This window comes from Arthrobacter sp. D2-10 (assembly GCF_054161285.1).
In genome coordinates this window covers 2626630-2645970 of the sequence record NZ_CP096431.1, presented here as the reverse complement: position 1 = coordinate 2645970, position 19341 = coordinate 2626630, and the positions used below count along the sequence as shown (strand labels likewise).

The following is a 19341-nucleotide window of genomic DNA, read 5'->3' as shown; positions in this document are numbered from 1 at the left end:
TCAGTGTGTTTCTGTTAGTTCGGGAAGATTTGGGGAGGTCTCGCGGCAGTCGGTGCAGAGACCCTGATACACCACGTCGGCAATCTGAATGGTCATCCGGCTGGATCCGGGCGACCAGGATGGAGTGAGGCAGGGCGCGTGTCCGACAGCGCAGTCCACGTCTTCGATCCGGCCGCACCCGGTGCAGACCGCGTGGTGATGGTTGTCATTGACCCGGGTTTCATACCGAGCGGGGGAGTGGGGCGGCTCGATCCTGCGCAGCAGCCCGCTCTCCGTGAGATCGGAGAGGACCACATACACCGACTGCACGGTGATATCGGCGAGTTCACTCCGAACCGCGGTCACGACGTCGTCGGCGGTTGAATGCGGTGACCGTTCGACGGCGGCAAGCACCGCCAGGCGCTGCCTGGTCACCCTTCGCCCCGCTGAGCGCAGCGGCGCAGCCCAGGGGCTCACGGGCGCATTCTGTTCGGTCATGCGACCAGTAAAACACTTATTCTGAGTGACTCATAATAAGCCTCGCCTAACGGGCTAGGCTGTAGGGATACATTGGCGATGAAGGGTTGAAGAATGGGCCGTACGCCCTGGGAAGAAAGACGCCAGGAGCGCGTTGGAGACTGTGTTGTCAACGTTCGGAGGACAGGTCAGGGGCAACCGATCGTCCTTGTCCACGGCATCGGCGTCTCCGCCCGCTATTTCGAGCGGTTGGCCGCCGAACTGGCTACGAACAGCGCTGTCTACGCGGTCGAACTTCCGGGATTCGGTCCTTCGCCCTGGCCGCGGCGGGCGTTGTCGGTGCCGGAGCTCGGTGAAATCGTTGTGGCTGTCCTGCGAAGGCTGGACCTGACCGGGGTAGTTCTGGTCGGCCACTCCATGGGGTGCCAGGTGGCCACAGAGACTGCGGCCCTTGCTCCGGAGCTGGTGCACAAGCTCGTGTTGCTCGGGCCCACTGTGAATGATCAGGAGCGTTCGGTCAGTCAGCAGGCGCTGCGCCTGGCGCAGGACACGCTCCGTGAGCCGCCTGCCGTGAACTGGATGGTCTTCACCGACTACCTTCGTTCGATCGTTCCCTACCTCCGCACGCTGCCGGCCATGGTGAGCCACAGGCTTGAAGATGCGCTACCGCGGGTAGCCTGCCCGGTCGTCCTCATGCGGGGGAAACGCGACCCGATCGTGCCGCCGGATTGGCTCCAGCGCTTGGCCGCCGCCAATCCGAACTCCGTGATCGTGGAGGTGCCGGATGTGCCACACATCCTGATGTTCAGTCGCCCCGCAGAAACTGCCCGGGGACTGTTGACCGGGGACCCGCATGCGGCTGCTTAAGCGGGGGTGGGCCTGGGGCCTCGACTACGCCTACGTCGGTTTCTGGCAGGCGCGCGGCTTTATCTTCCGGGGCGACGCCGGCTCCCAGCTGTCCGGCGACAAGGCGCCCGTGGTCCTGCTCCCGGGGATCTACGAGCCCTGGCAGTTCATGCACCCGGTCGCTTCCCATCTCCATGCAAACGGGCACCCAGTGCACGCGGTCACTGCGCTGGGTTACAACCGGGGCACGGTTCCAGCGATGGCGGAACTCGTCGCCCAGTACCTGCGGGAGCGGGACCTGCGCAACGTGATCCTTGTAGCGCACAGCAAGGGCGGGCTCATCGGAAAATACGTCATGACCCTTCCGGAATCTGCGCCGCGCGTACACCAGCTGGTTGCCGTGAACTCGCCCTTTTCCGGTTCCGTCTACGCGATGTTCGCGTTCCTTCCCAGCCTGCGTGCATTCTCGCCACGGAACCGGACGCTGAACGCACTGCGGGCCAACCTTGCCGTGAACTCACGCATCACCTCCATCTACGGAACGTTCGATCCGCATATCCCGGGCGGCAGCGAATTGGTCGGTGCGACCAACGTGCGGCTCGACATCATGGGCCACTTTCGGCCCCTCGGAGACAAGCGCGTACTCGACGCTGTCGATACAGCCATTGCAGCCCACGCCCCGGAGCCCGCGGGATAGGAACCCTTCAGGAGGGTCCAATTTTCTTGGCGATTGCGACGGCCTCGGCCGGGCTTGAAAGCCACGGCTCGCCGTGGCCGGTCAGCACCTTGTCGGCGTGCAGCGCCGCGATGCGGTCGAGGGAGTCCAGGGCCTGCGGAGAATTGGCCGTTGCTGCGCCGGACACGATCTGTGGTCCTTTCACCCCGGTGTAGGGATTCAGGGTGACCAGTGCGTCGCCGATGATCAGCACACCGCGATCAGCGAAATGAAAAGCAACGTGGCCCGCGGTATGGCCCGGGACATGGATGACCTCCGGCGTCCCGGGGAGGTTGGCCGCCAGCCCGGGGGCGAGCGGCAGGGTATCGGTGACCCCGCGCACCCGTAGGGCTCCCGCCAGCGTCATCCGGCCGAGGATGGGCAGGCTGCCGGGGTTCTGCAGGGGCACCACAAATCGGTTCAGCTCGTGCTTGTAGCGGTATGGATGGGCGGCAATATAGGCGTCATCCGGGTGGACGAGTATCGGCACCCGGTAGTGACTCCTTATCCGCGCAGCTACTCCCACGTGATCGAAGTGACCGTGGGTGAGGACCAGCGCCACTACCAAGTCCTCGAATCCGAGTTCGCGCAGGGCTGCCCGGACTCTGGGCCAAATTGCAGGGAGGCCCGCATCGATGATCATGACACGGCCTTCCTGTTCGACGAAGTAGACGTTGACATGGGCGTGTTCCAGCCAGTGGATTCCCTCGGCGACTTCGCTGGTGAGCATGGCGGTTCCTTCACTTGACGATCGGTTGCGAGCGGCGCTGTGAGTGCAACCCTAGTCATCCGCACCCGTAAAGTCAGCAGGCTGATGAATTGCGAACACGCGCGGGTCGTTGCCGGAGGTAACGGCTCCGCCGGTAGACTTGGCCGGTGCCAAGACTCCTCGCCGACATCACTCCGCTGAAGGAGAGTCCGGCTTTCCGCAGGATGTATTTCGGGACGGCGCTCTCGGCAGTCGGCACCAATCTGACGTTGGTGGCTGTGAGCCTGCAGGTCTATGACATCACCGGCTCAAGCCTCAACGTCGGTTTGATCGGTCTATTCGCCCTGGTGCCGCTGATCTTCGCCGGACTGTACGGGGGAGCGGTTGCCGACGCCCATGATCGGCGCAAGGTCGCCCTCCTGTCCGGAATCGGCCTGTGGGCATCGACGATCGGCATAGCGCTGCAGGCCTGGGCCGGAGCCGACAACGTTTGGCTGCTCTACGTCCTGATCGCCGTGCATAGCGGATTTGCCGGCATCAACCAGCCGACACGGACGGCCATCATTCCGCGGCTGGTGCGGCCTGAGTTGCTGCCTGCCGCCAACGCCCTGTCGATGATCACCTTCGGGCTCGCGTTCACCGTGGGACCGATGCTTGCGGGGCTGCTCATCGCACAGGTGGGTTACGGCTGGACCTACACCATCGACGTCGTCACCTTCACCGCCGCGCTGTGGGCACTCTTCCGGCTCCCCGCCATGCCTCCTGAAGGGCCGGTGCGGCGAGCAGGACTCGGCACAGTCATCGAGGGGTTCCGCTACCTCGGCACCAGGCCGAACATCCGGATGACCTTCCTCATCGACCTCGCCGCCATGGTGATGGCACAGCCTCGCGTGCTGCTGCCCGCAGTAGGCGCCGTTTTCATTGGGGGCGGCGAACTGACAGTCGGAATCCTGCTCGCGGCGAGTGCCTTCGGAGCCGTGCTCTCCGGCTTGTTCTCCGGTCCGCTGGGACACGTTCACCGTCAGGGCAGAGCTGTCCAGTGGTCTGTCGCCGCATGGGGAGCATCGATCAGCGCGTTCGGACTCGTCGTCATCCTTGCCGGACGTTCGCCCGACGGCGGGATGACCCCGTGGATCATTCCCGCCGCCCTCTGCCTTCTGCTGGCCGGCGTCTCCGATTCCGTCAGCGGCGTGTTCCGGAGCACCATCCTGCAGTCGGCCACTCCCGATGCCATGAGGGGACGACTTCAGGGAGTGTTCATTGTCGTCGTCGCTGGTGGCCCCCGGCTGGGCGAACTGGCCGGGGGCGGGGCGGCCGAGTGGATCGGTGAGGGCTGGACCGCGCTGTGGGGCGGGATCGTGTGCATGCTCCTGGTGGTCCTGCTGGCCCGACTTCAACCGCGCTTCGGCCGGTACGACTCCCGCACCCCCGAACCGTAAGCGACCCCCGCTGAGCGCTACCGGGCGAGAAGCCGGTCGTTCAGCTCCTGTGCCCTGTGGTAGTAATCGGTGAGCTGCAGTTCCGAGGCTGCCTCACGATCGAGGACGACGACGGCGCGAGGGTGCAGTTGCAGGACCGAGGCGGGGCAGAAGGCGCTGACCGGACCCTCGACCATTGCGCGGACGGCGGCGGCCTTGTTGGAGCCGATAGCCACCAGCACGGCCTGCCGTGCCTCGCTGATGGTCCCGAGCCCCTGGGTCAGGCACAGCTGTGGGACCTCACCGCCGGGAAAGAACCGCGCGTTGTCGGAGCGCGTGATGCGGGCAAGAGTCTTGACCCGGGTCCGCGATGTCAGGGACGACGTCGGCTCGTTGAACCCGATGTGCCCGTTCGCGCCGATCCCGAGGAGTTGGACGTGGATACCGCCGGCCTCGCGGATAGCGGTGTCATAGCGGGCCGCCTCTGCACGGAGATCTTCGGCATCCCCGTGCGGGGTAAACAGACGGGACAGCGGGAGGTCCACGTCGTCCAGGAATTCCCGCCGGATCGTTGAATGATACGACTGCTCGTGATCCAGCGGCAGTCCCGCGTACTCGTCGAGTGTGAAGGCGGTGGCATCTCTAAAGCTGAGATCCTCCTCGCGGTGGCGCCGAATAAGTTCGCGGTAGGTTCCCGCAGGTGAACTGCCGGTAGCCAGTCCCAGAACCGCGGGCCCGCGCCGCACATGCTCTTCGATGATGTCCGCTGCGCGCGAACCGACCTGTTCCGGTGAGTCGCAGATGATGACCTGCACGGTTATGCCCTTTCTGTTGTTGCGTGCTCAAGCAGGTGACCGGCTTGGTACACCTGCAGAACTTCGAGTTCGTCCGAGGCGACCACCACGTCTGCCCGGCGCCCTGCGGCGAGGGTGCCGACGTCGTCGTTCCCGATCAGCCGTGCCGGGGTCGAGGAAGCGGCCGCAACCGCATCCGCGAGAGGGATGCCCCACTCACGGCAGCGCCGGACATTTTCCAGCAGTCGGCTGGTGCCGCCGGCGATGGCGCCCTGGCTGCCGTCAGGGACTGCAAGCCGCGCCGTGCCGCTCCGCACCTCAACGTCGAGCGCACCCAGGGTGTAGTCTCCATCCAACATTCCGGCCGCGGCCATCGCGTCCGTGATGAGGGCGATGCCGCTCGGACCGACCAGGCCGAAGACCATCCGGACCGTTTCCGAATCCAGGTGCGCGCCGTCGGCTATGAGTTCAAGGACCACGGTTTCCGGTGCGCGCCGGGCGGTTTCGAGCAGCACGGCGATAGGGCCGGGGCGGCGATGATCGAGCGGCGGCATGCGGTTGAACAGATGGGTCGCTGACCAGGATCCCGCTGGGCTGCGCTCAAGGGCCCCCCGCATTTCGGCCGCTGTCGCTGCGGTGTGCCCTACCGAAGGTACGACGGCGTGTTCCCGGCAAAGTGCCACGAGCTCGTCGAAGTGGGCGGTTTCCGGAGCGAGCGTGATGGTCCGGACGGTTCCCCGTCCGGCCTCCAGCCACTGACGAAGCAGCGCTGGGTTACCCTCGATGATCGCCGCCGGGTTCTGCGCTCCGCACATGTCGGCGGCGATGAACGGCCCCTCCAGGTGAAGGCCCGCCAGCGTTCCGTCGTGCACCAGCTCTCGGAGCACCTCGATCTGGCCAAGCAACTCATCCGCCGGCGCCGAGACCAGCGAGGCAAGCAACGACGTCGTCCCATGGGCTGCGTGGTGGCCGGCAATCGCCCGCGCACCGTCCTGATCGGCGGAGAAGGTGTGTCCCGCTCCGCCGTGGCAGTGGAGGTCGACCAGTCCGGGCAGGATTACCGGGACCTGCTCGATCCGGTCAGGAGCACCGGACGGCAGCGCCGATGCCGGGCCGCACCATTCGATGCGGCCCCCGGCGAGCCAGACGGCGCCGTCGTCGATCACGTCCTCGGCCGGCCGGCCGGTGACCAGCCGGCCGGTGACCAGCCGGCCGCGAAGAACCCGGTCCTCGCCGGGGCCGGCGTCAGCTAGCATCCGGGCGAGCCATCGACGGCGCGTCAGTCGTCTCGTCCTCGCGGCCCATGGTGCGGAGGTTCCACTTGCGGATGACGAAGCGGAAGAGCACGTAGTACACCGCAGCGAAGGCCAGGCCGATCGGGATCAGGAGCAGCGGATTCTGGGCGATGCCGAAGTTCAACACGTAGTCGATCGCACCCGCCGAGAACCCGAACCCGTGGTGGATGTCCAGGACATTCACCACCATCATCGATACGCCGGTGAGGATCGCGTGAATGACGTACAGCGGCCAGGCGACGAACATGAACGAGAACTCGAGGGGCTCGGTGATGCCGGTCAGGAAGGCGGTCAGGCCGGTGGACAGCATGATGCCGCCGACGAGCTTGCGCTGGGACGGACGTGCTTCCTGCCAGATCGCCAGAGCGGCCGCCGGGAGGGCGAACATCATGATCGGGAAGAAACCGGTCATGAAGACACCGGCCTCCGGGTCGCCGGCGAAGAAGCGGTTGAGGTCACCCTGGGCACCTTCGTAGTCCCCGATGATGAACCAAACGATCGAGTTCAGGATGTGGTGCAGGCCCAGGGGGATGAGCATGCGGTTCAGGAATCCGTAGATGCCGCTTCCGGCCACCGTGTTTTCCGAAACAGTGTTGCCGACGGCGGTGAGGCCGCGGTCGAAGAGCGGGTAGATGAGCGCCATGACCACGCCGATGGCGATGGCCGCGAACGCGGTGAGGATCGGCACCAGTCTGCGGCCGGCGAAGAAGCCCAGCCAGTCGGGCAGCTTGGTGCGGTGGAAGCGCTGCCAGAGCCACGCCGTCGTGAGGCCCATGACGATGCCCGCAAGGACCCCGTAGTTGATGACCGGATCTTCGCCGCCCTCCGGCGCCTCACCCAGAACCAGCGGTGCCATGACCTCGAAGACGTTCGTCAGCACGAGGTAGCCGACGACGGCGGCCAGGGCTGTGGATCCGTCGCCCTTCTTGGCGAAACCGAACGAGATGCCCACTGCGAACAGCAGCGGGAGATTCTCGAACAGCGCGCCACCAGCTGCGCCGATAACGTGCGCCGCGGTGGAGAGCGATTCGAAGCTGCCCAGCAGGTCGTCCTGGCCCGGGCGAAGCAGGAGCGCCGCCGCCGGCAGGGCGGCGATCGGAAGCATCAGGCTGCGCCCGAAACGCTGGAGGTTCTGCAGGGCCTTACCGCTTCCCTTGGTCTTTTCCGGAGTATTTGTTCCTGGGTCACTGGGCGCTTCAGCAGCGCCCTTGCCCGGCTCAGGGTTGGTGCTTGCGGTGGACATGTGAATCCTCGATTCGTGGAGGGAGGGCGCTTGTGTGTCTTTGCCGAAGTCAGTAGAGTCATCCTCACTGGTTATAACCAGTGACAACCATCACTGTGATGCGCTGGAGTCCGATTGTCAACCCGGGCTGCGGAAATACGGTCCACAGTCCAGCATCACCGACGAAGGAGGAGACATGTCCAAGGCCGAAGACATCCTGGCGGCGCTCGGCGGAGCAGATAACGTCGAGGAGATCGAGGGCTGCATCACGCGGCTGCGTACTGAGGTGATTGACTCCTCGCGCGTCAATGAGGCCGCGCTGAAAGCAGCCGGCGCACACGGCGTCGTGGTTGCCGGAACCGTGGTTCAGGTCGTCGTCGGCCCCGAAGCGGACAGCCTTGCCGATGACATTCAGGACCTCATGTGAGTCCTGAAGTAGAGGAGGGCGCACAGGGAGCGTTGACGGTCGCTTCGCCGCTTCCCGGCGTCGTGCTCGCGCTGAGCGAGGTCCCTGACCCTGTGTTCGCCCAGGCGCTGGTGGGAGACGGCGCTGCGGTCATGCCGGAGGACGACGCCGGTGTGCTCACCGCTGTGGCCCCGGTGGACGGGCGCGTGGTCAAGGTCATGCCTCACGCCTACATCGTCCAGCACGCATCCGGGCCGGCTGTCCTGGTGCACGTCGGAATCGACACCGTGCACCTGAAGGGAGAAGGCTTCACAGTCCGGGCTGCCAAGGGCGACGAGGTCCGGACGGGGGACCCCATGGTGGACGTCGATGTGGCTTTCCTGCGCGGCCGGGAGCTCAGCCCGTGCTGCCCCGTGGTTGTGCTCGATTCGAAGCAGGGGACAGTGGCGGTGGGCAACCCCGGAGCTTACGTCCTGGCCGGACAGCCCCTGTTTAGTCTTCCGCAGGTGTGAGGGTGCCTGGAAGCGGCCCGGCATCGGGAGAGCTCAAGCACCTTCGTCTTCGCCGGGAACTCCAGGAACTGGCGCGAACGCTGAAGCCCGGCGAAGCGCTGCCCGGTGAACGGCAGCTCGAGGAGATGTTCGAGGTTTCCCGGATTACCGTCCGCAGGGCCATCTCAGACCTTGTCCGTGACGGCGAACTGGTTCGTGAGAAGGGCAAGGGAACGTTTGTTTCCCACGGCATGGTGCGGTCGGTGCTGCACCTCGCCTCCTTCAATGAGGACATGCGCGCCGCCGGCTTCGTGCCCAGCACCCGGGTGATCACGGCCGACCTCGATGAACCGCCCGAAGGTGCCGTTGCACATCTGCGACTGCGGACGGACGAGTCGGCGTACCGGCTGCGCCGACTCAGGCTCGCCAATGATGCGCCGGTGAGCGTGGACGAATCATGGCTCCCTCCCGCGTTGCTTCCCGACCTGCTCGCCGAGGACCTCACCGGCTCGCTCTACCGGGTGCTGTCCACCTCCGGCCACCCGGTACGGCGGGTGGAACAAACCGTCCAGGCCAGTGCCGCCTCCGAGGAGATAGCGCCGCTACTGGATATCGCTCCGGGTGCCCCCGTCCTGCTTTTCCACCGGCGATCCTTCACTGGCCCGGAAGGACCCGGAGTGCCCATCGAATACTCAATCTCCGCCTACCGGTCCGATCGCTACCAGATCTCGATGACGCTCGCCCAGTAGGACCTCCTCCGGGCCGTTGCACCGGTTCCATACCGCGACATACTGGGGTCATGGACAAGCTCACCAGCAAGCAGATTCTCGATGCCGGGCTCGACGACTGGCGCCAACTCGCGCAGGGCATTCACGCCCGCTTCCGGGCCGGCAGCTTCACAACAGGCCTGCGGTTCGTGACTGCCGTCAGCGATGCCGCCGAAGCCGCCAACCACCACCCGGATGTCACCCTCACCTATCCTCACGTCGACCTGAAACTGATCAGTCACGACGCCGGTGCCCTGACGCAGCGGGACGTCGACCTCGCGCGGGCCATCAGTTCCATCGCACGGGAGCAAGGGCTGACGCCGCAGCCCGAGACGCTCGCCGAGGTGGAACTCGCGCTGGATACCGCCGCGCTGGCCGCCGCTGGACCGTTCTGGGCGGCGCTGCTCACCGGTGACGCCGGCAATACTGCCGGTGACGACGTCGTCGATCCCTCAGGCCGTGTGCCGCTGCTGTGGTTCCAGGGCACCGATGCCCACGAAACTCCACGCCAACGGTTCCATCTGGACGTATGGGTTCCCCACGACATGGCGGAGGCCCGCATCGCAGCTGCTGTTGCTGCTGGTGGAACCGTTGTCGATGATTCGCAGGCGCCGTCCTTCACGGTGCTCGCCGACGGTGAAGGAAACCGGGCCTGCGTGTGCACCGTGCTGGAGCGCTGACGGGCTACAGAAACAGTCGTGGAACAGCGCGACCCGCATCGCCGTTGTACCGGTAGGTAAGTTCAACAAGGAGAACAGGTGCACAACCACTTCAATGGAGCCAAGACGGCCCTGCTTTTCGGATCCCTCATGGGCATCTTCCTGCTGTTCGGGGCCGTGGTCGCATCGGCGACGCGCAGCTCGGCATTCCTCTGGATTTTTGCGCTCATCGGCGTGGGCTCGATCGCGTACAGCTACTGGAACAGCGACAAGCTGGCTATCCGGAGCATGAAGGCCGTTCCGGTGACCGAACAGCAGGCACCGGCGATGTACCGGATCGTGCGTGAGCTGAGTACCAAGGCGGGCAAGCCGATGCCTCGCCTGTACGTCTCGCCGACCATGGCTCCCAACGCCTTCGCCACCGGCCGTAACCCGGAGAACGCAGCGGTCTGCTGCACCCAGGGCATCCTGCAGATTCTGAACGAACGGGAATTGCGCGGTGTCCTTGGACACGAGCTGATGCACGTCTACAACCGCGACATCCTGACCGGGTCCGTTGCGGCCGCCGTCGCCGGCGTGATCACGTCAGTGGCGCAGATGTTCGCCTTCACGGGCATGATGGGCGGCAACCGCAATTCGGGCGGTAATCCGATCGCCGCACTCCTGCTCGCGTTCCTCGCACCGCTCGCCGCAGGACTGATCCAGATGGCTATCGGCCGTACGCGCGAATACGACGCAGACGAGGACGGCGCCCGCCTCACCGGTGACCCGCTGGCCCTCGCTTCGGCGCTCCGCAAGCTCGAGCGCGGAACCCAGCAGGCGCCGCTGCCTCAGAGCCAGCAGCTGGTGAATACCTCGCACCTGATGATTGCGAACCCGTTCCGCGGCGGCGGCGTCCAAAAGCTCTTCGCGTCCCACCCGCCCATGGCGCAGCGGATCGCCCGCCTGGAGGGCATGGCGGGCCGGGCGATCCAGTAGTTCCTCGAGCTTCCCCGGTCGGTGGGAGATCCCATCGAACTCACACCTTCGGTGGGACTATCCGGACTATCCCGCTGATCCGGACACTTCGCCGGGATACTCCACCACGTACGACGACGGCGACGCACCCAGGAAGGGGAGCGTCGCCGTCGTCGTGGTTGGCTGGTTTTCCTAGCGGAAGTTGACGAACTGCAGGTCAGCCTCGTCAAAGTTCTTGAGCAGTGCCATCGTGGCCTGAAGGTCATCCCGGGACTTGGAGCTGACACGCAGCTCGTCGCCCTGAATCTGGGACTTGACACCCTTGGGCGCTTCATCGCGGATGAGCTTGTTGATCTTCTTGGCAACGTCCTGGGCGATGCCCTCCTTGATGGAGGTTTCCAGGCGGAACTCCTTGCCGGAAGGGTAAGGCTCACCGGTGTCGAGGGACTTCAGGGAGATGCCGCGCTTAATCATCTTGGACTGCAGGACGTCCAGCACCGCGAGGACGCGCTCTTCCGAGTTTGCCTTCATGAGAATCTTCTCGCCGCTGAAATCGACCTCGGCTCCGACGCCCTTGAAGTCGTAGCGCTGGGCGAGTTCCTTCTGCGCCTGGTTCAGCGCGTTGGCGACTTCCTGCTTGTCTACCTTGCTCACAACGTCGAATGTGGATTCGCTGGCCACCGTTGCCTCCTTCTGGGTTGGTGTTTTCCTGCTTCTACCCTAATTCACAGCTTCACAACAGGCGGCTCCCATTACCGGGTGAAAGCGTGGAGATCACGGTGTTCTCAGGAGGAACTTTTGACCGCGCAATCGCGTCGCTATTTTGTTCGTGCTCGTCATGCTGTTGCTGGGTCGTTGATCATGGCCGCATCGCTGACCGGGGTCGGGGCGGCGCCGTCGGTTGCTTCCTCGCCCATAGTGACGAGACCGCAGGAACCGGATGCCGAGAACCGCACGGTGACGGACCGGCTGGAGGGTGTCCGGACTGAGCTCGAGAATGCTGTCGCGCTGGGGCTTGTCACTGCTGACCAGGCAGGAAGTTTCTTTGCACAGATCGAGCGTCGGATAGCTGCCGGCCTGTGACTTTGCCCCGCCAAACCACCGATTCGATTCTGGGCGGGATGTTCTGTAAAGTTGTTTTGCCTGCGGACGGCGATCCGCAGGTGGTCTTCTTGAAGAGAATTCTTCGAGGGGCGTTCGGCAGATTACCCGAGCGGCCAAAGGGGGCTGACTGTAAATCAGCTGGCACTGCCTACGGGGGTTCGAATCCCTCATCTGCCACTCGCCACGAAAGGCCCGCACTCCAGGGAACTGGGTGCGGGCCTTTTGCTTTCGTCAACTGCCAGCCCCGATCTCACCCGGGGTAAGTCCACTCCCATGCGCTGCCCGTGTACAGGTCTTCGAAGATCAGCGTTCCTGCGGGATGTTCAACGTCGAGGAGCACAATGCCCTGAGCGTTTTCGCCCGGACCGATGGAACTTGGGAGGAGCGCTGTGTCATCGAGGCACAGGAAGGCAGCGAACGTACCGGGATCTGCGTTGGATGAGATGCCCTCCGGCGAAATCGTACGGAACAGCGACGACGACATGTCGAAGCTTGAAATGAGTGCGTCAGGTGCCGCCATGGCGGGTGAGGTCTGAACTGATACATCGACAGCGACAAAGAGACCGTTCTCGGCCGGTTCGGCGGATGCTTCCGTGCACTGCACGTCCGGGGAAATGCTGTTGATGACGAAGTTGGCCAGCCGCTCGCCGTTTCCGTCGATGATTCCGGCAGGTTCGCCGATCTGCTTGATCAGGTTTCCGCGAGGTGACAGTTCAGGCGCCAATGGGTCTAGCGACTCGGCGGCCGGACTGGAGGGCTCCGCGCTGGCTGGGGGAGCGGCGGAAGCGGCAGTCGGTGCGCCCGTCGGCGTCGCGCTGGCAGACGGCAAGGGCGAAGCGGAAGAAGCGGAGGCCGACGGACTGGGTTCCGATGTGGGTTGAACCTGAGGTGTGTTGGCACCGGAACAGCCGGTGCACAGAATCACGAGCGCAATCTGCAGCGAACTCGGCTTCATCTTCGTTCCCCCTCGACCCTGTAGGAGGTTCATTATGCGCTGACATCCCGGTGCTCGCCAGAAGTTTGAGACGGTGCACCCTTGATGGACAATCACACCCCTCGACGGTCTCGTTGTACCAAGCAGCCTCGCGCTCAGCGAACAGGAGGCGACATCCAGGCCGATTCTCGTTAGCGTGAAGATATGGCAACTATTGACATCACAGAGGCAACCTTCCCCGAGACTATCGAGTCGAACGACATCGTGTTCGTCGATTTCTGGGCTGAATGGTGCGGCCCGTGCAAGCAGTTTGCTCCCGTGTACGACGCCGTCTCCCAGCAGCACAGCGACGTCACGTTCGCCAAGGTGGACACAGAAGCCGAGCAGTCGCTCGCCGCGGCAGCAGGCATCACCTCTATCCCTACGCTGATGGCATTTCGCGAGAAGGTCCTCGTCTTCTCCCAGCCGGGCGCACTGAACAACAGCCAGTTCAGTGAACTGGTTGACGCCGTCAAGGCACTGGACATGAAGGAAGTCCACGCTCAGGTCGCCGAGCAGCAGGCCAAGGCGCAGGCCCAGGGCACGCAGCCGCAGGCATAACAAGCTTCACGACAAAGGCTCCGGCTCCCATCGACATCGGGAGCCGGAGCCTTTGTGCTTCTCGGATGCGAGCACAATCCTGCGGGTTCCAGTGCAGTCAGGGGCCGACGGCGGAGTAGAACCCCGGGAACAGGGGTGGCCGAAGGGCTCAGGCGGCCAGAAGGTGCAGGATTGCGTGCGCGTCCGAACAGGACCTACCGCCGCCGGTGGTCCTCCGGCGAGAGCCGCGGACCGTAGGCCTGCTTTCGGAAACCGCTTGCGTAGAGCATCCGGACGACCCGTTGGCGCTGCCCTGTCCAGGGTTTGAGCAGTTCAATCATCCCGGCGTCATCGGTGCGCTCACCGGTGAGCGCCGCTCCCACGAACGCCGCAAGGTGAAAGTCCCCGACCGAGATCGAGTCGGGGCATCCGTGCGTCCGCTGCAACACTTCGGCCGTCGTCCACACCCCGATCCCCGGAATTGAGCACAAGCCGGCGGATACTTTGGCAGCGTCCAGCGACGCCAACCGCTCCAGCCCGGACGCGACGCCGGCGGCCCGCAAGGCTGCAGCCGACCGTTTGGAATCGACCCCGCCCTTATGCCACTCCCACGACGGAACCCGCCGCCACTGCGCCGCCGTCGGAGGCAGCCGCAGTTCCCGGGGGGCACCCGGAGCAGACGGTGCAGGATCGCCGAATCGGGTCACCAGGTACCGCCACGCACGCTTTGCCTCAAGCCCCGTCACCTTCTGCTCCAGAATCACGCGCACGACGGCGTCGAGCATCCTTCCGGTTGCCGGCAACCGGACACCGGGCTGCAGATAGCGGCCCTTCCTCGCCAACTCAGGCAAACCGGCTGAAAACCCGGGAGAATCGAACAAGCTCCAATCATCGTGGAGTCCGATCAGCCGGGGGACTGAACCAAGCGCAAGGGCGGCACCGGGACCCCAGGCGGTCGCATGAATGGAAGCAGAGCGCAGCCCGCCTCGTTGGTCGAGGCGGAGGGTGGCAGCGCCGTCGTCGTTCCGGAAAGCAAGCCAGACCGCTCCATCCCCGAAGATGAGCGTGGGATCGCCCGGGCCGCACTGCAGCGGGCCCACCGAGGCCAGCAATGAGTAGGCGCCCTCCGGCTCCAGAACTGCCGACAGAGCGGCCGGAGCGGAATCGGTGAGGGTCATGCCGTTAATGCTCGCACGTACCCCCGACAGTTCGCCCGTCCGGGACTGTCACACTCGCGCGGTAACTTGTTAACCATGAAGTTTGCCAACTCCGTCGTGGATCTGATCGGTAACACCCCACTCATCAAGCTCAACAAGGTGACCGAGGGGATAGCCGCAACGGTTCTGGTGAAGGTGGAGTACATCAACCCCGGCGGTTCGGTGAAGGACCGCATCGCGGTGAAGATCATCGACGCGGCAGAGCGGGAGGGCAAGCTCAAGCCCGGCGGCACCATCATCGAGCCCACGTCCGGGAACACCGGCGTCGGGCTTGCTCTGGTTGCCCAGCAGCGCGGGTACAAGTGCATTTTCGTGGTCCCCGATAAGGTGGGCGTGGACAAACGGAATGTCCTTGCCGCCTATGGTGCCGAGGTCGTGGTCACTCCAACGGCTGTGGCGCCGGACAGTCCGCAGTCGTACTACGGCGTCTCGGACCGGCTCACCCGCGAGATCCCGGGAGCGTTCAAGCCTGACCAGTTCTCCAACCCCAACGGCCCACTCAGCCACTATGAGAGCACCGGGCCCGAAATCTGGCGGGACACCGACGGGCGGCTCACCCACTTCGTAGCCGGCGTCGGCACCGGCGGCACCATCAGCGGCACAGGCCGCTACCTCAAGGACATCTCCAAGGACCGGGAGTCGGGACCGGTGCGCATCATCGGTGCTGATCCGGAGGGCTCGGTCTATTCCGGAGGCACCGGTCGTCCCTACTTCGTCGAGGGCGTCGGTGAAGACATGTGGCCGGATGCCTATGACTCCTCGGTTCCGGACCAGATCATTCCAGTGAACGACGCCGAAAGCTTCGCCATGACGCGCAGGCTCGCCCGTGAGGAGGGACTCCTGGTGGGCGGCTCGTCGGGCATGGCGGTCGTGGCCGCGCTGCGGGCGGCCAAGGACCTCACAGCGGACGATGTCGTCGTCGTCCTCCTGCCCGACAGCGGCCGCGGTTATCTGGGCAAGATCTTCAACGACGACTGGATGAAGTCCTACGGCTTCATGGACAGCGGCGACGAGGCAACGGTCGGCGAAGTCCTCCGGTCGAAGAATGGCGCTCTCCCGGACCTGGTGCACACCCACCCCAACGAGACCGTTCGCGACGTCATCCAGATCATGAACGAGTACGGAGTCTCCAACATCCCGGTCCTGTCCCAGGAGCCGCCCGTGGTCATGGGTGAGGTCCTCGGATCGGTTGACGAGCGGCTCCTGACCGAGAAGATCTTCCACGGCACGGCCAAGCTCACCGACAAAATCTCCCAGCACATGGGGGAGAGAATGCAGATCATCGGATCGCTGGAGTCGGTGACGACGGCGCGTGAACGACTGCAGGAAAGCGACACGCTGATGGTGACGTTCGTCGGGGCGCCCGTGGGAATACTTACGCGCCACGACCTGCTGACGTACTTGAGCAGCTAAAACCCCCTTACGTTTGGAGAGCATCCAGTGACTTCAGGAAACGGCTTCAACACACGCGCTGTCCATGCCGGGCAGACGCCGGATCCAACCACAGGTGCGGTCATTCCCCCGCTGTACCAGACCACCACCTTCGCCCAGGACGGCATCGGCAAGCTGCGCAACGGGTATGAGTATGGTCGCGGCACCAACCCGACCCGCGACTCGCTGCAGGCTCAGCTCGCCGCCCTGGAGGGAGCCGCGCACGCGTTCAGCTTCTCGTCCGGGCTTGCGGCGGAAGACGCCCTGATCCGCGCTGCACTCCGTCCCGGCGATCACATCGTGCTCGGCAATGATGCATACGGCGGCACCTACCGTCTCATCGACCGAATCCTGTCGGAGTGGGGGATCACCAACTCGGCAGTCGACATGTCGGACCTCGACGCCGTTGAGCAGGCGGTCGCTTCCGGAAACACCCGCATGGTCTGGGTTGAGACGCCGTCCAACCCGATGATGAAAATCACGGACATCGCAGCAATCGCCTCCGTCGCGAAGAACGCGGGAGCACTGCTGGTCGTCGACAACACCTTTGCGTCTCCCTACCTGCAGCAGCCGCTCTCCTTCGGCGCTGACGTTGTGATCCACTCCACCACCAAATACATCGGGGGCCACTCCGATGCCAGTGGCGGCGCCGTCGTACTGAATGATGGGGAGTTGGCCGAGAAGGTGGGCTTCGTGCAGTTCGCGGTCGGCGCGGTTTCCGCGCCCATGGAAGCGTGGCTCACCACGCGCGGGCTGAAGACCCTCGGGGTCCGCATGGACCGGCACAGCTCCAACGCCCTCGCCATCGCGGAGTGGCTCTCCGGCCGTGCGGAAGTGGAGCGGGTCTACTACCCGGGTCTGCCGGACCACCCGGGGCACGACCTCGCTGCCCGTCAGATGCGGAACTTCGGCGGAATGATCTCGGTGTCGTTCAAGGGTGGTGAACAAGCTGCGCGCACTGTCGCGGAATCCACCGAACTGTTCACGCTTGCGGAGTCCCTCGGCGGGATTGAGTCCCTGATGAACTACCCGTCGGAAATGACTCACGCCTCGGTGAAGGGGACGGAGCTCGCCGTACCGGAAAACCTCGTGCGCCTCTCCGTGGGTATCGAGGACGTCGAAGACCTTATCGCGGACCTCGAGAAAGCGTTCACGAACCTCTAACGGGAACCTCCGGCAGCGAACCTCTCAACAAGAGTCGCGGTTGTCGGCATACTGGGTCGCATGGACACACAGGTTGATCTTGGTCTGGCAGCGGCGCATCTGGCTGCTCTGGTGAAGGGCGTCGCTGATGAGCAGCTCGCACTGCCGACTCCGTGCCGGGAGTACCCCGTTGAGGTCCTGTTGCAGCACATCGACGGGCTGTCACTTGCCTTCACCGCGGGGGAGTCGACCTGCCGGGACCGGTAGCCGCGATGGTCGCCGCCGACGAACTGGTCATCCACGGCTGGGACCTCGCCCGGGCGACCGGCCAGGCCTTTGAGTGCGATCCCGGCGCGCTCGGCCTTGCAACCCAGTTCGTGGAGGCGATGTCCGCCCCCGGCGAATCCCGCGAAGGGTTATTCGGCCCGGCGGTTCCGGTGCCCGACGGCGCCTCCGAACTCGAACGCGTCATCGCTCTCAGCGGCCGGGACCCCCACTGGACGACGGCCGGCTGACCACTGTCAGCGCTTCCGGAAGGGACTGACCGTCCGGCTGGCCAGCCGCACCCACTTGTTCTGCGGCTTGGGGCTGATGCGCTGGAACCAGGCGGTCGACGTCGGCAACCACATCAGCACCACCCCGACGAGCATGACGGCGGAGACCACGGAAAGCCCCGGTGTCCTGCGCACGAGGATCGGAACGCCGACGATGATCGCGATGGTTGTCAGAAGTTCCCGGGCGCCGCGCTTGCCCCGCCTTAACCCCAGTACCAGGGTCAACTGAACAAGTGCGATGCTTCCCAGCAGTGCGCCGAGGCCGATAAGCCCCGCCCGGTCAATCTCCTGAGAAGCCGCCGACAGCAGGAATGAGCCCGCGGCAATCAGGAAAAGGACGCCGACCAGTGCCGCCACGGCGATCGCAGCCCGGATGGTCAGCGGCCGCGGGGGAAGGTCCGGGCGGGGCTTGCGTGCCATGGATCAGCGGGGGGCGACGACGCCGGTGCGCGCGTCTTCGTCGTAGCGGTAGACCTCTTTGCCGCCGATCCAGACAGTGAGGGCACGCTGCATGACGTCCAGCGGGTCACCGCTCCAGAGCACGATGTCGGCGTCCTTACCCGGCTCAAGGGAACCAATGCGCTCTGCCAGCCCGAGCACCTTTGCGGGGTTGATGGTGATGGAGCGCAGCGCCGTAACGGGGTCCAGGCCCTCCTTCACGGACAGCGTCGCCTGGTGCACGAGGAAGTTGATCGGGATGACCGGGTGGTCGGTGATGATTGAGATCTCGACGCCGGCCTTCGCCAACTTGCCCGGATTGGCAATGGAACGCCCGCGCAGCTCCACCTTCGACTTCGTGGTGAACAGCGGACCGATCAGGACCGGTACGCCGCGCTCGGCCAGCACGTCCGCGAGCAGATGCGCTTCGGTGCCGTGGTCAAGGACCAGGTCATAGCCGAACTCGTCAGCGATGCGCAGCGCGGTCGCGATGTCGTCGGCGCGGTGCGCATGCTGGCGCCAGGGGATTTCGCGTCGCAGCACCATGGCCAGTGCCTCAAGCTTGGGATCCCGGGCGTTCTCGTCCGCCTTGCCCATGTAGTTCTGGGCGTCCATGAAGGCCTTGCGGATCACCATCGCGGTGCCGAGCCGGGTGGACGGCGTCTGCTTCTTCTCCCCGTACACACGCTTGGGGTTCTCGCCGAGAGCCGACTTTAGCCCGCTGGGGGAGCGCAGCACCATCTCCTCGATATACCGGCCGTGAGTGTGGATAGCGACGGCCAACCCTCCGATGGGGTTGCCGGACCCGGGATTGATGTTTACGGCTGTCACTCCACCGGCAAGGGCGTCGTCGAAGCCGGGGTCGAATGGGTTCACGGCATCCAGGGCGCGGACACCGGCGGTGACCGGGTCGGTCATCTCGTTGGTGTCATCGCCCGCCCAGCCTTCGCCCTCTTCGTGCGTACCCAGGTGCACATGGGCGTCGACGAAACCGGGAAGAAGCCATCTGCCGGCGGCGTCGACAACATCGGCCCCTTCCGGTGCGGCGACGTCGGCGCCGAGCGCGGAGATCTTTCCGTCTTCCATCACGACGGTGCCATCGAAGGGTTCACCCTCGATCGGGACCACGTGCGCGTTGATGAATGCTGTGACAGTCATGGGTGGAGACCTTTCGCCGATGATGGGGGTCACACTCAAACTTACCGT

Annotated in this window: 24 protein-coding genes and 1 tRNA gene; 15 read left to right on the top strand and 10 right to left on the bottom strand. The window is 64.9% G+C overall.

The window, feature by feature from the left end:
- Positions 1-477, bottom strand: a complete 477-nt coding sequence (locus M1D74_RS12410) for a Fur family transcriptional regulator (RefSeq protein ID WP_309071216.1) — start codon at positions 475-477, stop codon at positions 1-3.
- Between the two features lie 93 nt (positions 478-570).
- On the opposite strand from M1D74_RS12410, the gene M1D74_RS12405 reads away from it, so the two are divergent.
- Together M1D74_RS12405 and M1D74_RS12400 are read left to right on the top strand one after the other, a co-directional pair.
- A complete protein-coding gene (locus M1D74_RS12405; RefSeq protein WP_458115487.1) occupies positions 571-1323 on the top strand; it encodes an alpha/beta fold hydrolase in 753 nt (250 codons plus the stop codon).
- The gene (locus tag M1D74_RS12400; RefSeq protein ID WP_309071218.1) at positions 1310-1999 is read left to right on the top strand and encodes an esterase/lipase family protein; all 690 of its coding nucleotides are present in this window, start codon (positions 1310-1312) and stop codon (positions 1997-1999) included. The genes M1D74_RS12405 and M1D74_RS12400 overlap by 14 nt, the downstream gene beginning before the upstream one ends.
- Before the next feature lie 7 nt (positions 2000-2006).
- Here M1D74_RS12400 and M1D74_RS12395 read toward each other — a convergent pair whose 3' ends face one another.
- Positions 2007-2747: an MBL fold metallo-hydrolase gene (locus tag M1D74_RS12395; RefSeq protein WP_458115486.1), complete on the bottom strand. Its 741-nt coding sequence runs from the start codon at positions 2745-2747 to the stop codon at positions 2007-2009.
- Positions 2748-2893: 146 nt separating this feature from the next.
- On the opposite strand from M1D74_RS12395, the gene M1D74_RS12390 reads away from it, so the two are divergent.
- A complete protein-coding gene (locus tag M1D74_RS12390; RefSeq protein WP_309071220.1) occupies positions 2894-4165 on the top strand; it encodes an MFS transporter in 1272 nt (423 codons plus the stop codon).
- Between the two features lie 17 nt (positions 4166-4182).
- Here the strand turns inward: M1D74_RS12390 and nagB are convergent, their stop codons facing one another.
- Genes nagB through M1D74_RS12375 form a run of 3 tightly spaced genes read right to left on the bottom strand, consistent with a single transcriptional unit; the run spans position 4183 to position 7476 of the window.
- On the bottom strand, positions 4183-4959 hold the full coding sequence (nagB, locus tag M1D74_RS12385) for a glucosamine-6-phosphate deaminase (RefSeq protein WP_309071221.1): 777 nt from the start codon (positions 4957-4959) through the stop codon (positions 4183-4185).
- A 2-nt stretch (positions 4960-4961) separates the two neighbouring features.
- The gene (nagA, locus tag M1D74_RS12380; RefSeq protein ID WP_458115485.1) at positions 4962-6194 is read right to left on the bottom strand and encodes an N-acetylglucosamine-6-phosphate deacetylase; all 1233 of its coding nucleotides are present in this window, start codon (positions 6192-6194) and stop codon (positions 4962-4964) included.
- Complete coding sequence (locus M1D74_RS12375; protein WP_458115484.1) at positions 6184-7476, bottom strand: PTS transporter subunit EIIC; 1293 nt, start codon at positions 7474-7476, stop codon at positions 6184-6186. The genes nagA and M1D74_RS12375 overlap by 11 nt, the downstream gene beginning before the upstream one ends.
- A gap of 175 nt (positions 7477-7651) precedes the next feature.
- On the opposite strand from M1D74_RS12375, the gene M1D74_RS12370 reads away from it, so the two are divergent.
- The 5 genes from M1D74_RS12370 (at position 7652) to htpX (ending at position 10756) form a co-directional block, all read left to right on the top strand.
- Entirely contained in the window at positions 7652-7882 is a 231-nt protein-coding gene (locus M1D74_RS12370; protein ID WP_309071224.1) for a glucose PTS transporter subunit EIIB, read from the top strand.
- Entirely contained in the window at positions 7879-8373 is a 495-nt protein-coding gene (locus M1D74_RS12365) for a PTS sugar transporter subunit IIA (RefSeq protein WP_458115483.1), read from the top strand. Before M1D74_RS12370 ends, M1D74_RS12365 begins: the two co-directional genes overlap by 4 nt.
- 2 nt (positions 8374-8375) lie before the next feature.
- Positions 8376-9101 carry a GntR family transcriptional regulator gene (locus M1D74_RS12360; RefSeq protein WP_458115482.1) on the top strand — a complete coding sequence of 242 codons (726 nt, stop codon included), beginning with the start codon at positions 8376-8378 and terminating at the stop codon, positions 9099-9101.
- A gap of 50 nt (positions 9102-9151) precedes the next feature.
- Entirely contained in the window at positions 9152-9799 is a 648-nt protein-coding gene (locus M1D74_RS12355) for a 4a-hydroxytetrahydrobiopterin dehydratase (RefSeq protein WP_458115481.1), read from the top strand.
- Between the two features lie 78 nt (positions 9800-9877).
- Positions 9878-10756 carry a zinc metalloprotease HtpX gene (gene htpX / locus M1D74_RS12350; protein WP_458115480.1) on the top strand — a complete coding sequence of 293 codons (879 nt, stop codon included), beginning with the start codon at positions 9878-9880 and terminating at the stop codon, positions 10754-10756.
- 171 nt (positions 10757-10927) lie between these two features.
- Here htpX and M1D74_RS12345 read toward each other — a convergent pair whose 3' ends face one another.
- Positions 10928-11416 (bottom strand): YajQ family cyclic di-GMP-binding protein, encoded by a 489-nt coding sequence (locus tag M1D74_RS12345; protein WP_309071229.1) that lies wholly within the window; start codon positions 11414-11416, stop codon positions 10928-10930.
- Positions 11417-11596: 180 nt separating this feature from the next.
- Between M1D74_RS12345 and M1D74_RS12340 the strand changes: the two genes are divergently transcribed.
- On the top strand, positions 11597-11818 hold the full coding sequence (locus M1D74_RS12340) for a hypothetical protein (protein ID WP_458115479.1): 222 nt from the start codon (positions 11597-11599) through the stop codon (positions 11816-11818).
- A gap of 116 nt (positions 11819-11934) precedes the next feature.
- Positions 11935-12016: transfer RNA gene (locus M1D74_RS12335), tRNA-Tyr, on the top strand.
- Positions 12017-12089: 73 nt separating this feature from the next.
- Here M1D74_RS12335 and M1D74_RS12330 read toward each other — a convergent pair.
- Complete coding sequence (locus tag M1D74_RS12330) at positions 12090-12668, bottom strand: hypothetical protein (RefSeq protein WP_309123771.1); 579 nt, start codon at positions 12666-12668, stop codon at positions 12090-12092.
- Positions 12669-12977: 309 nt separating this feature from the next.
- Here M1D74_RS12330 and trxA point away from each other — a divergent pair, with 309 nt between their 5' ends.
- Positions 12978-13373 carry a thioredoxin gene (gene trxA / locus M1D74_RS12325; RefSeq protein WP_309072650.1) on the top strand — a complete coding sequence of 132 codons (396 nt, stop codon included), beginning with the start codon at positions 12978-12980 and terminating at the stop codon, positions 13371-13373.
- A gap of 194 nt (positions 13374-13567) precedes the next feature.
- Here trxA and M1D74_RS12320 read toward each other — a convergent pair whose 3' ends face one another.
- Positions 13568-14530: a DNA-3-methyladenine glycosylase family protein gene (locus M1D74_RS12320; protein ID WP_458115478.1), complete on the bottom strand. Its 963-nt coding sequence runs from the start codon at positions 14528-14530 to the stop codon at positions 13568-13570.
- Between the two features lie 75 nt (positions 14531-14605).
- Between M1D74_RS12320 and M1D74_RS12315 the strand changes: the two genes are divergently transcribed.
- From M1D74_RS12315 to M1D74_RS12300, 4 genes are read left to right on the top strand one after another with little or no spacing between them, the layout of a single operon-like run.
- Entirely contained in the window at positions 14606-15982 is a 1377-nt protein-coding gene (locus M1D74_RS12315) for a cystathionine beta-synthase (protein WP_309072652.1), read from the top strand.
- Between the two features lie 27 nt (positions 15983-16009).
- Positions 16010-17164 carry a cystathionine gamma-synthase gene (locus tag M1D74_RS12310; RefSeq protein ID WP_458115477.1) on the top strand — a complete coding sequence of 385 codons (1155 nt, stop codon included), beginning with the start codon at positions 16010-16012 and terminating at the stop codon, positions 17162-17164.
- Positions 17165-17224: 60 nt separating this feature from the next.
- Complete coding sequence (locus M1D74_RS12305) at positions 17225-17410, top strand: maleylpyruvate isomerase N-terminal domain-containing protein (protein WP_458115476.1); 186 nt, start codon at positions 17225-17227, stop codon at positions 17408-17410.
- 5 nt (positions 17411-17415) lie between these two features.
- Positions 17416-17658 (top strand): hypothetical protein, encoded by a 243-nt coding sequence (locus tag M1D74_RS12300; RefSeq protein ID WP_458115475.1) that lies wholly within the window; start codon positions 17416-17418, stop codon positions 17656-17658.
- 6 nt (positions 17659-17664) lie between these two features.
- Here M1D74_RS12300 and M1D74_RS12295 read toward each other — a convergent pair whose 3' ends face one another.
- Both M1D74_RS12295 and M1D74_RS12290 read right to left on the bottom strand, forming a co-directional pair.
- Positions 17665-18117, bottom strand: a complete 453-nt coding sequence (locus tag M1D74_RS12295; RefSeq protein WP_309071459.1) for a hypothetical protein — start codon at positions 18115-18117, stop codon at positions 17665-17667.
- Between the two features lie 3 nt (positions 18118-18120).
- Positions 18121-19293, bottom strand: a complete 1173-nt coding sequence (locus M1D74_RS12290; RefSeq protein WP_458115474.1) for an amidohydrolase — start codon at positions 19291-19293, stop codon at positions 18121-18123.
- Positions 19294-19341 lie beyond the last annotated feature (48 nt).

Coding starts and splice junctions, on each gene's coding strand:
- M1D74_RS12410 (WP_309071216.1), bottom strand. CDS start 477: ATGACCGAACAGAATGCGCCCGTGAGCCCCTGGGCTGCGCCGCTGCGC.
- M1D74_RS12405 (WP_458115487.1), top strand. CDS start 571: ATGGGCCGTACGCCCTGGGAAGAAAGACGCCAGGAGCGCGTTGGAGAC.
- M1D74_RS12400 (WP_309071218.1), top strand. CDS start 1,310: ATGCGGCTGCTTAAGCGGGGGTGGGCCTGGGGCCTCGACTACGCCTAC.
- M1D74_RS12395 (WP_458115486.1), bottom strand. CDS start 2,747: ATGCTCACCAGCGAAGTCGCCGAGGGAATCCACTGGCTGGAACACGCC.
- nagA (WP_458115485.1), bottom strand. CDS start 6,194: ATGCTAGCTGACGCCGGCCCCGGCGAGGACCGGGTTCTTCGCGGCCGG.
- M1D74_RS12375 (WP_458115484.1), bottom strand. CDS start 7,476: ATGTCCACCGCAAGCACCAACCCTGAGCCGGGCAAGGGCGCTGCTGAA.
- M1D74_RS12370 (WP_309071224.1), top strand. CDS start 7,652: ATGTCCAAGGCCGAAGACATCCTGGCGGCGCTCGGCGGAGCAGATAAC.
- M1D74_RS12355 (WP_458115481.1), top strand. CDS start 9,152: ATGGACAAGCTCACCAGCAAGCAGATTCTCGATGCCGGGCTCGACGAC.
- M1D74_RS12340 (WP_458115479.1), top strand. CDS start 11,597: ATGGCCGCATCGCTGACCGGGGTCGGGGCGGCGCCGTCGGTTGCTTCC.
- trxA (WP_309072650.1), top strand. CDS start 12,978: ATGGCAACTATTGACATCACAGAGGCAACCTTCCCCGAGACTATCGAG.
- M1D74_RS12320 (WP_458115478.1), bottom strand. CDS start 14,530: ATGACCCTCACCGATTCCGCTCCGGCCGCTCTGTCGGCAGTTCTGGAG.
- M1D74_RS12315 (WP_309072652.1), top strand. CDS start 14,606: ATGAAGTTTGCCAACTCCGTCGTGGATCTGATCGGTAACACCCCACTC.
- M1D74_RS12305 (WP_458115476.1), top strand. CDS start 17,225: ATGGACACACAGGTTGATCTTGGTCTGGCAGCGGCGCATCTGGCTGCT.
- M1D74_RS12300 (WP_458115475.1), top strand. CDS start 17,416: ATGGTCGCCGCCGACGAACTGGTCATCCACGGCTGGGACCTCGCCCGG.
- M1D74_RS12295 (WP_309071459.1), bottom strand. CDS start 18,117: ATGGCACGCAAGCCCCGCCCGGACCTTCCCCCGCGGCCGCTGACCATC.
- M1D74_RS12290 (WP_458115474.1), bottom strand. CDS start 19,293: ATGACTGTCACAGCATTCATCAACGCGCACGTGGTCCCGATCGAGGGT.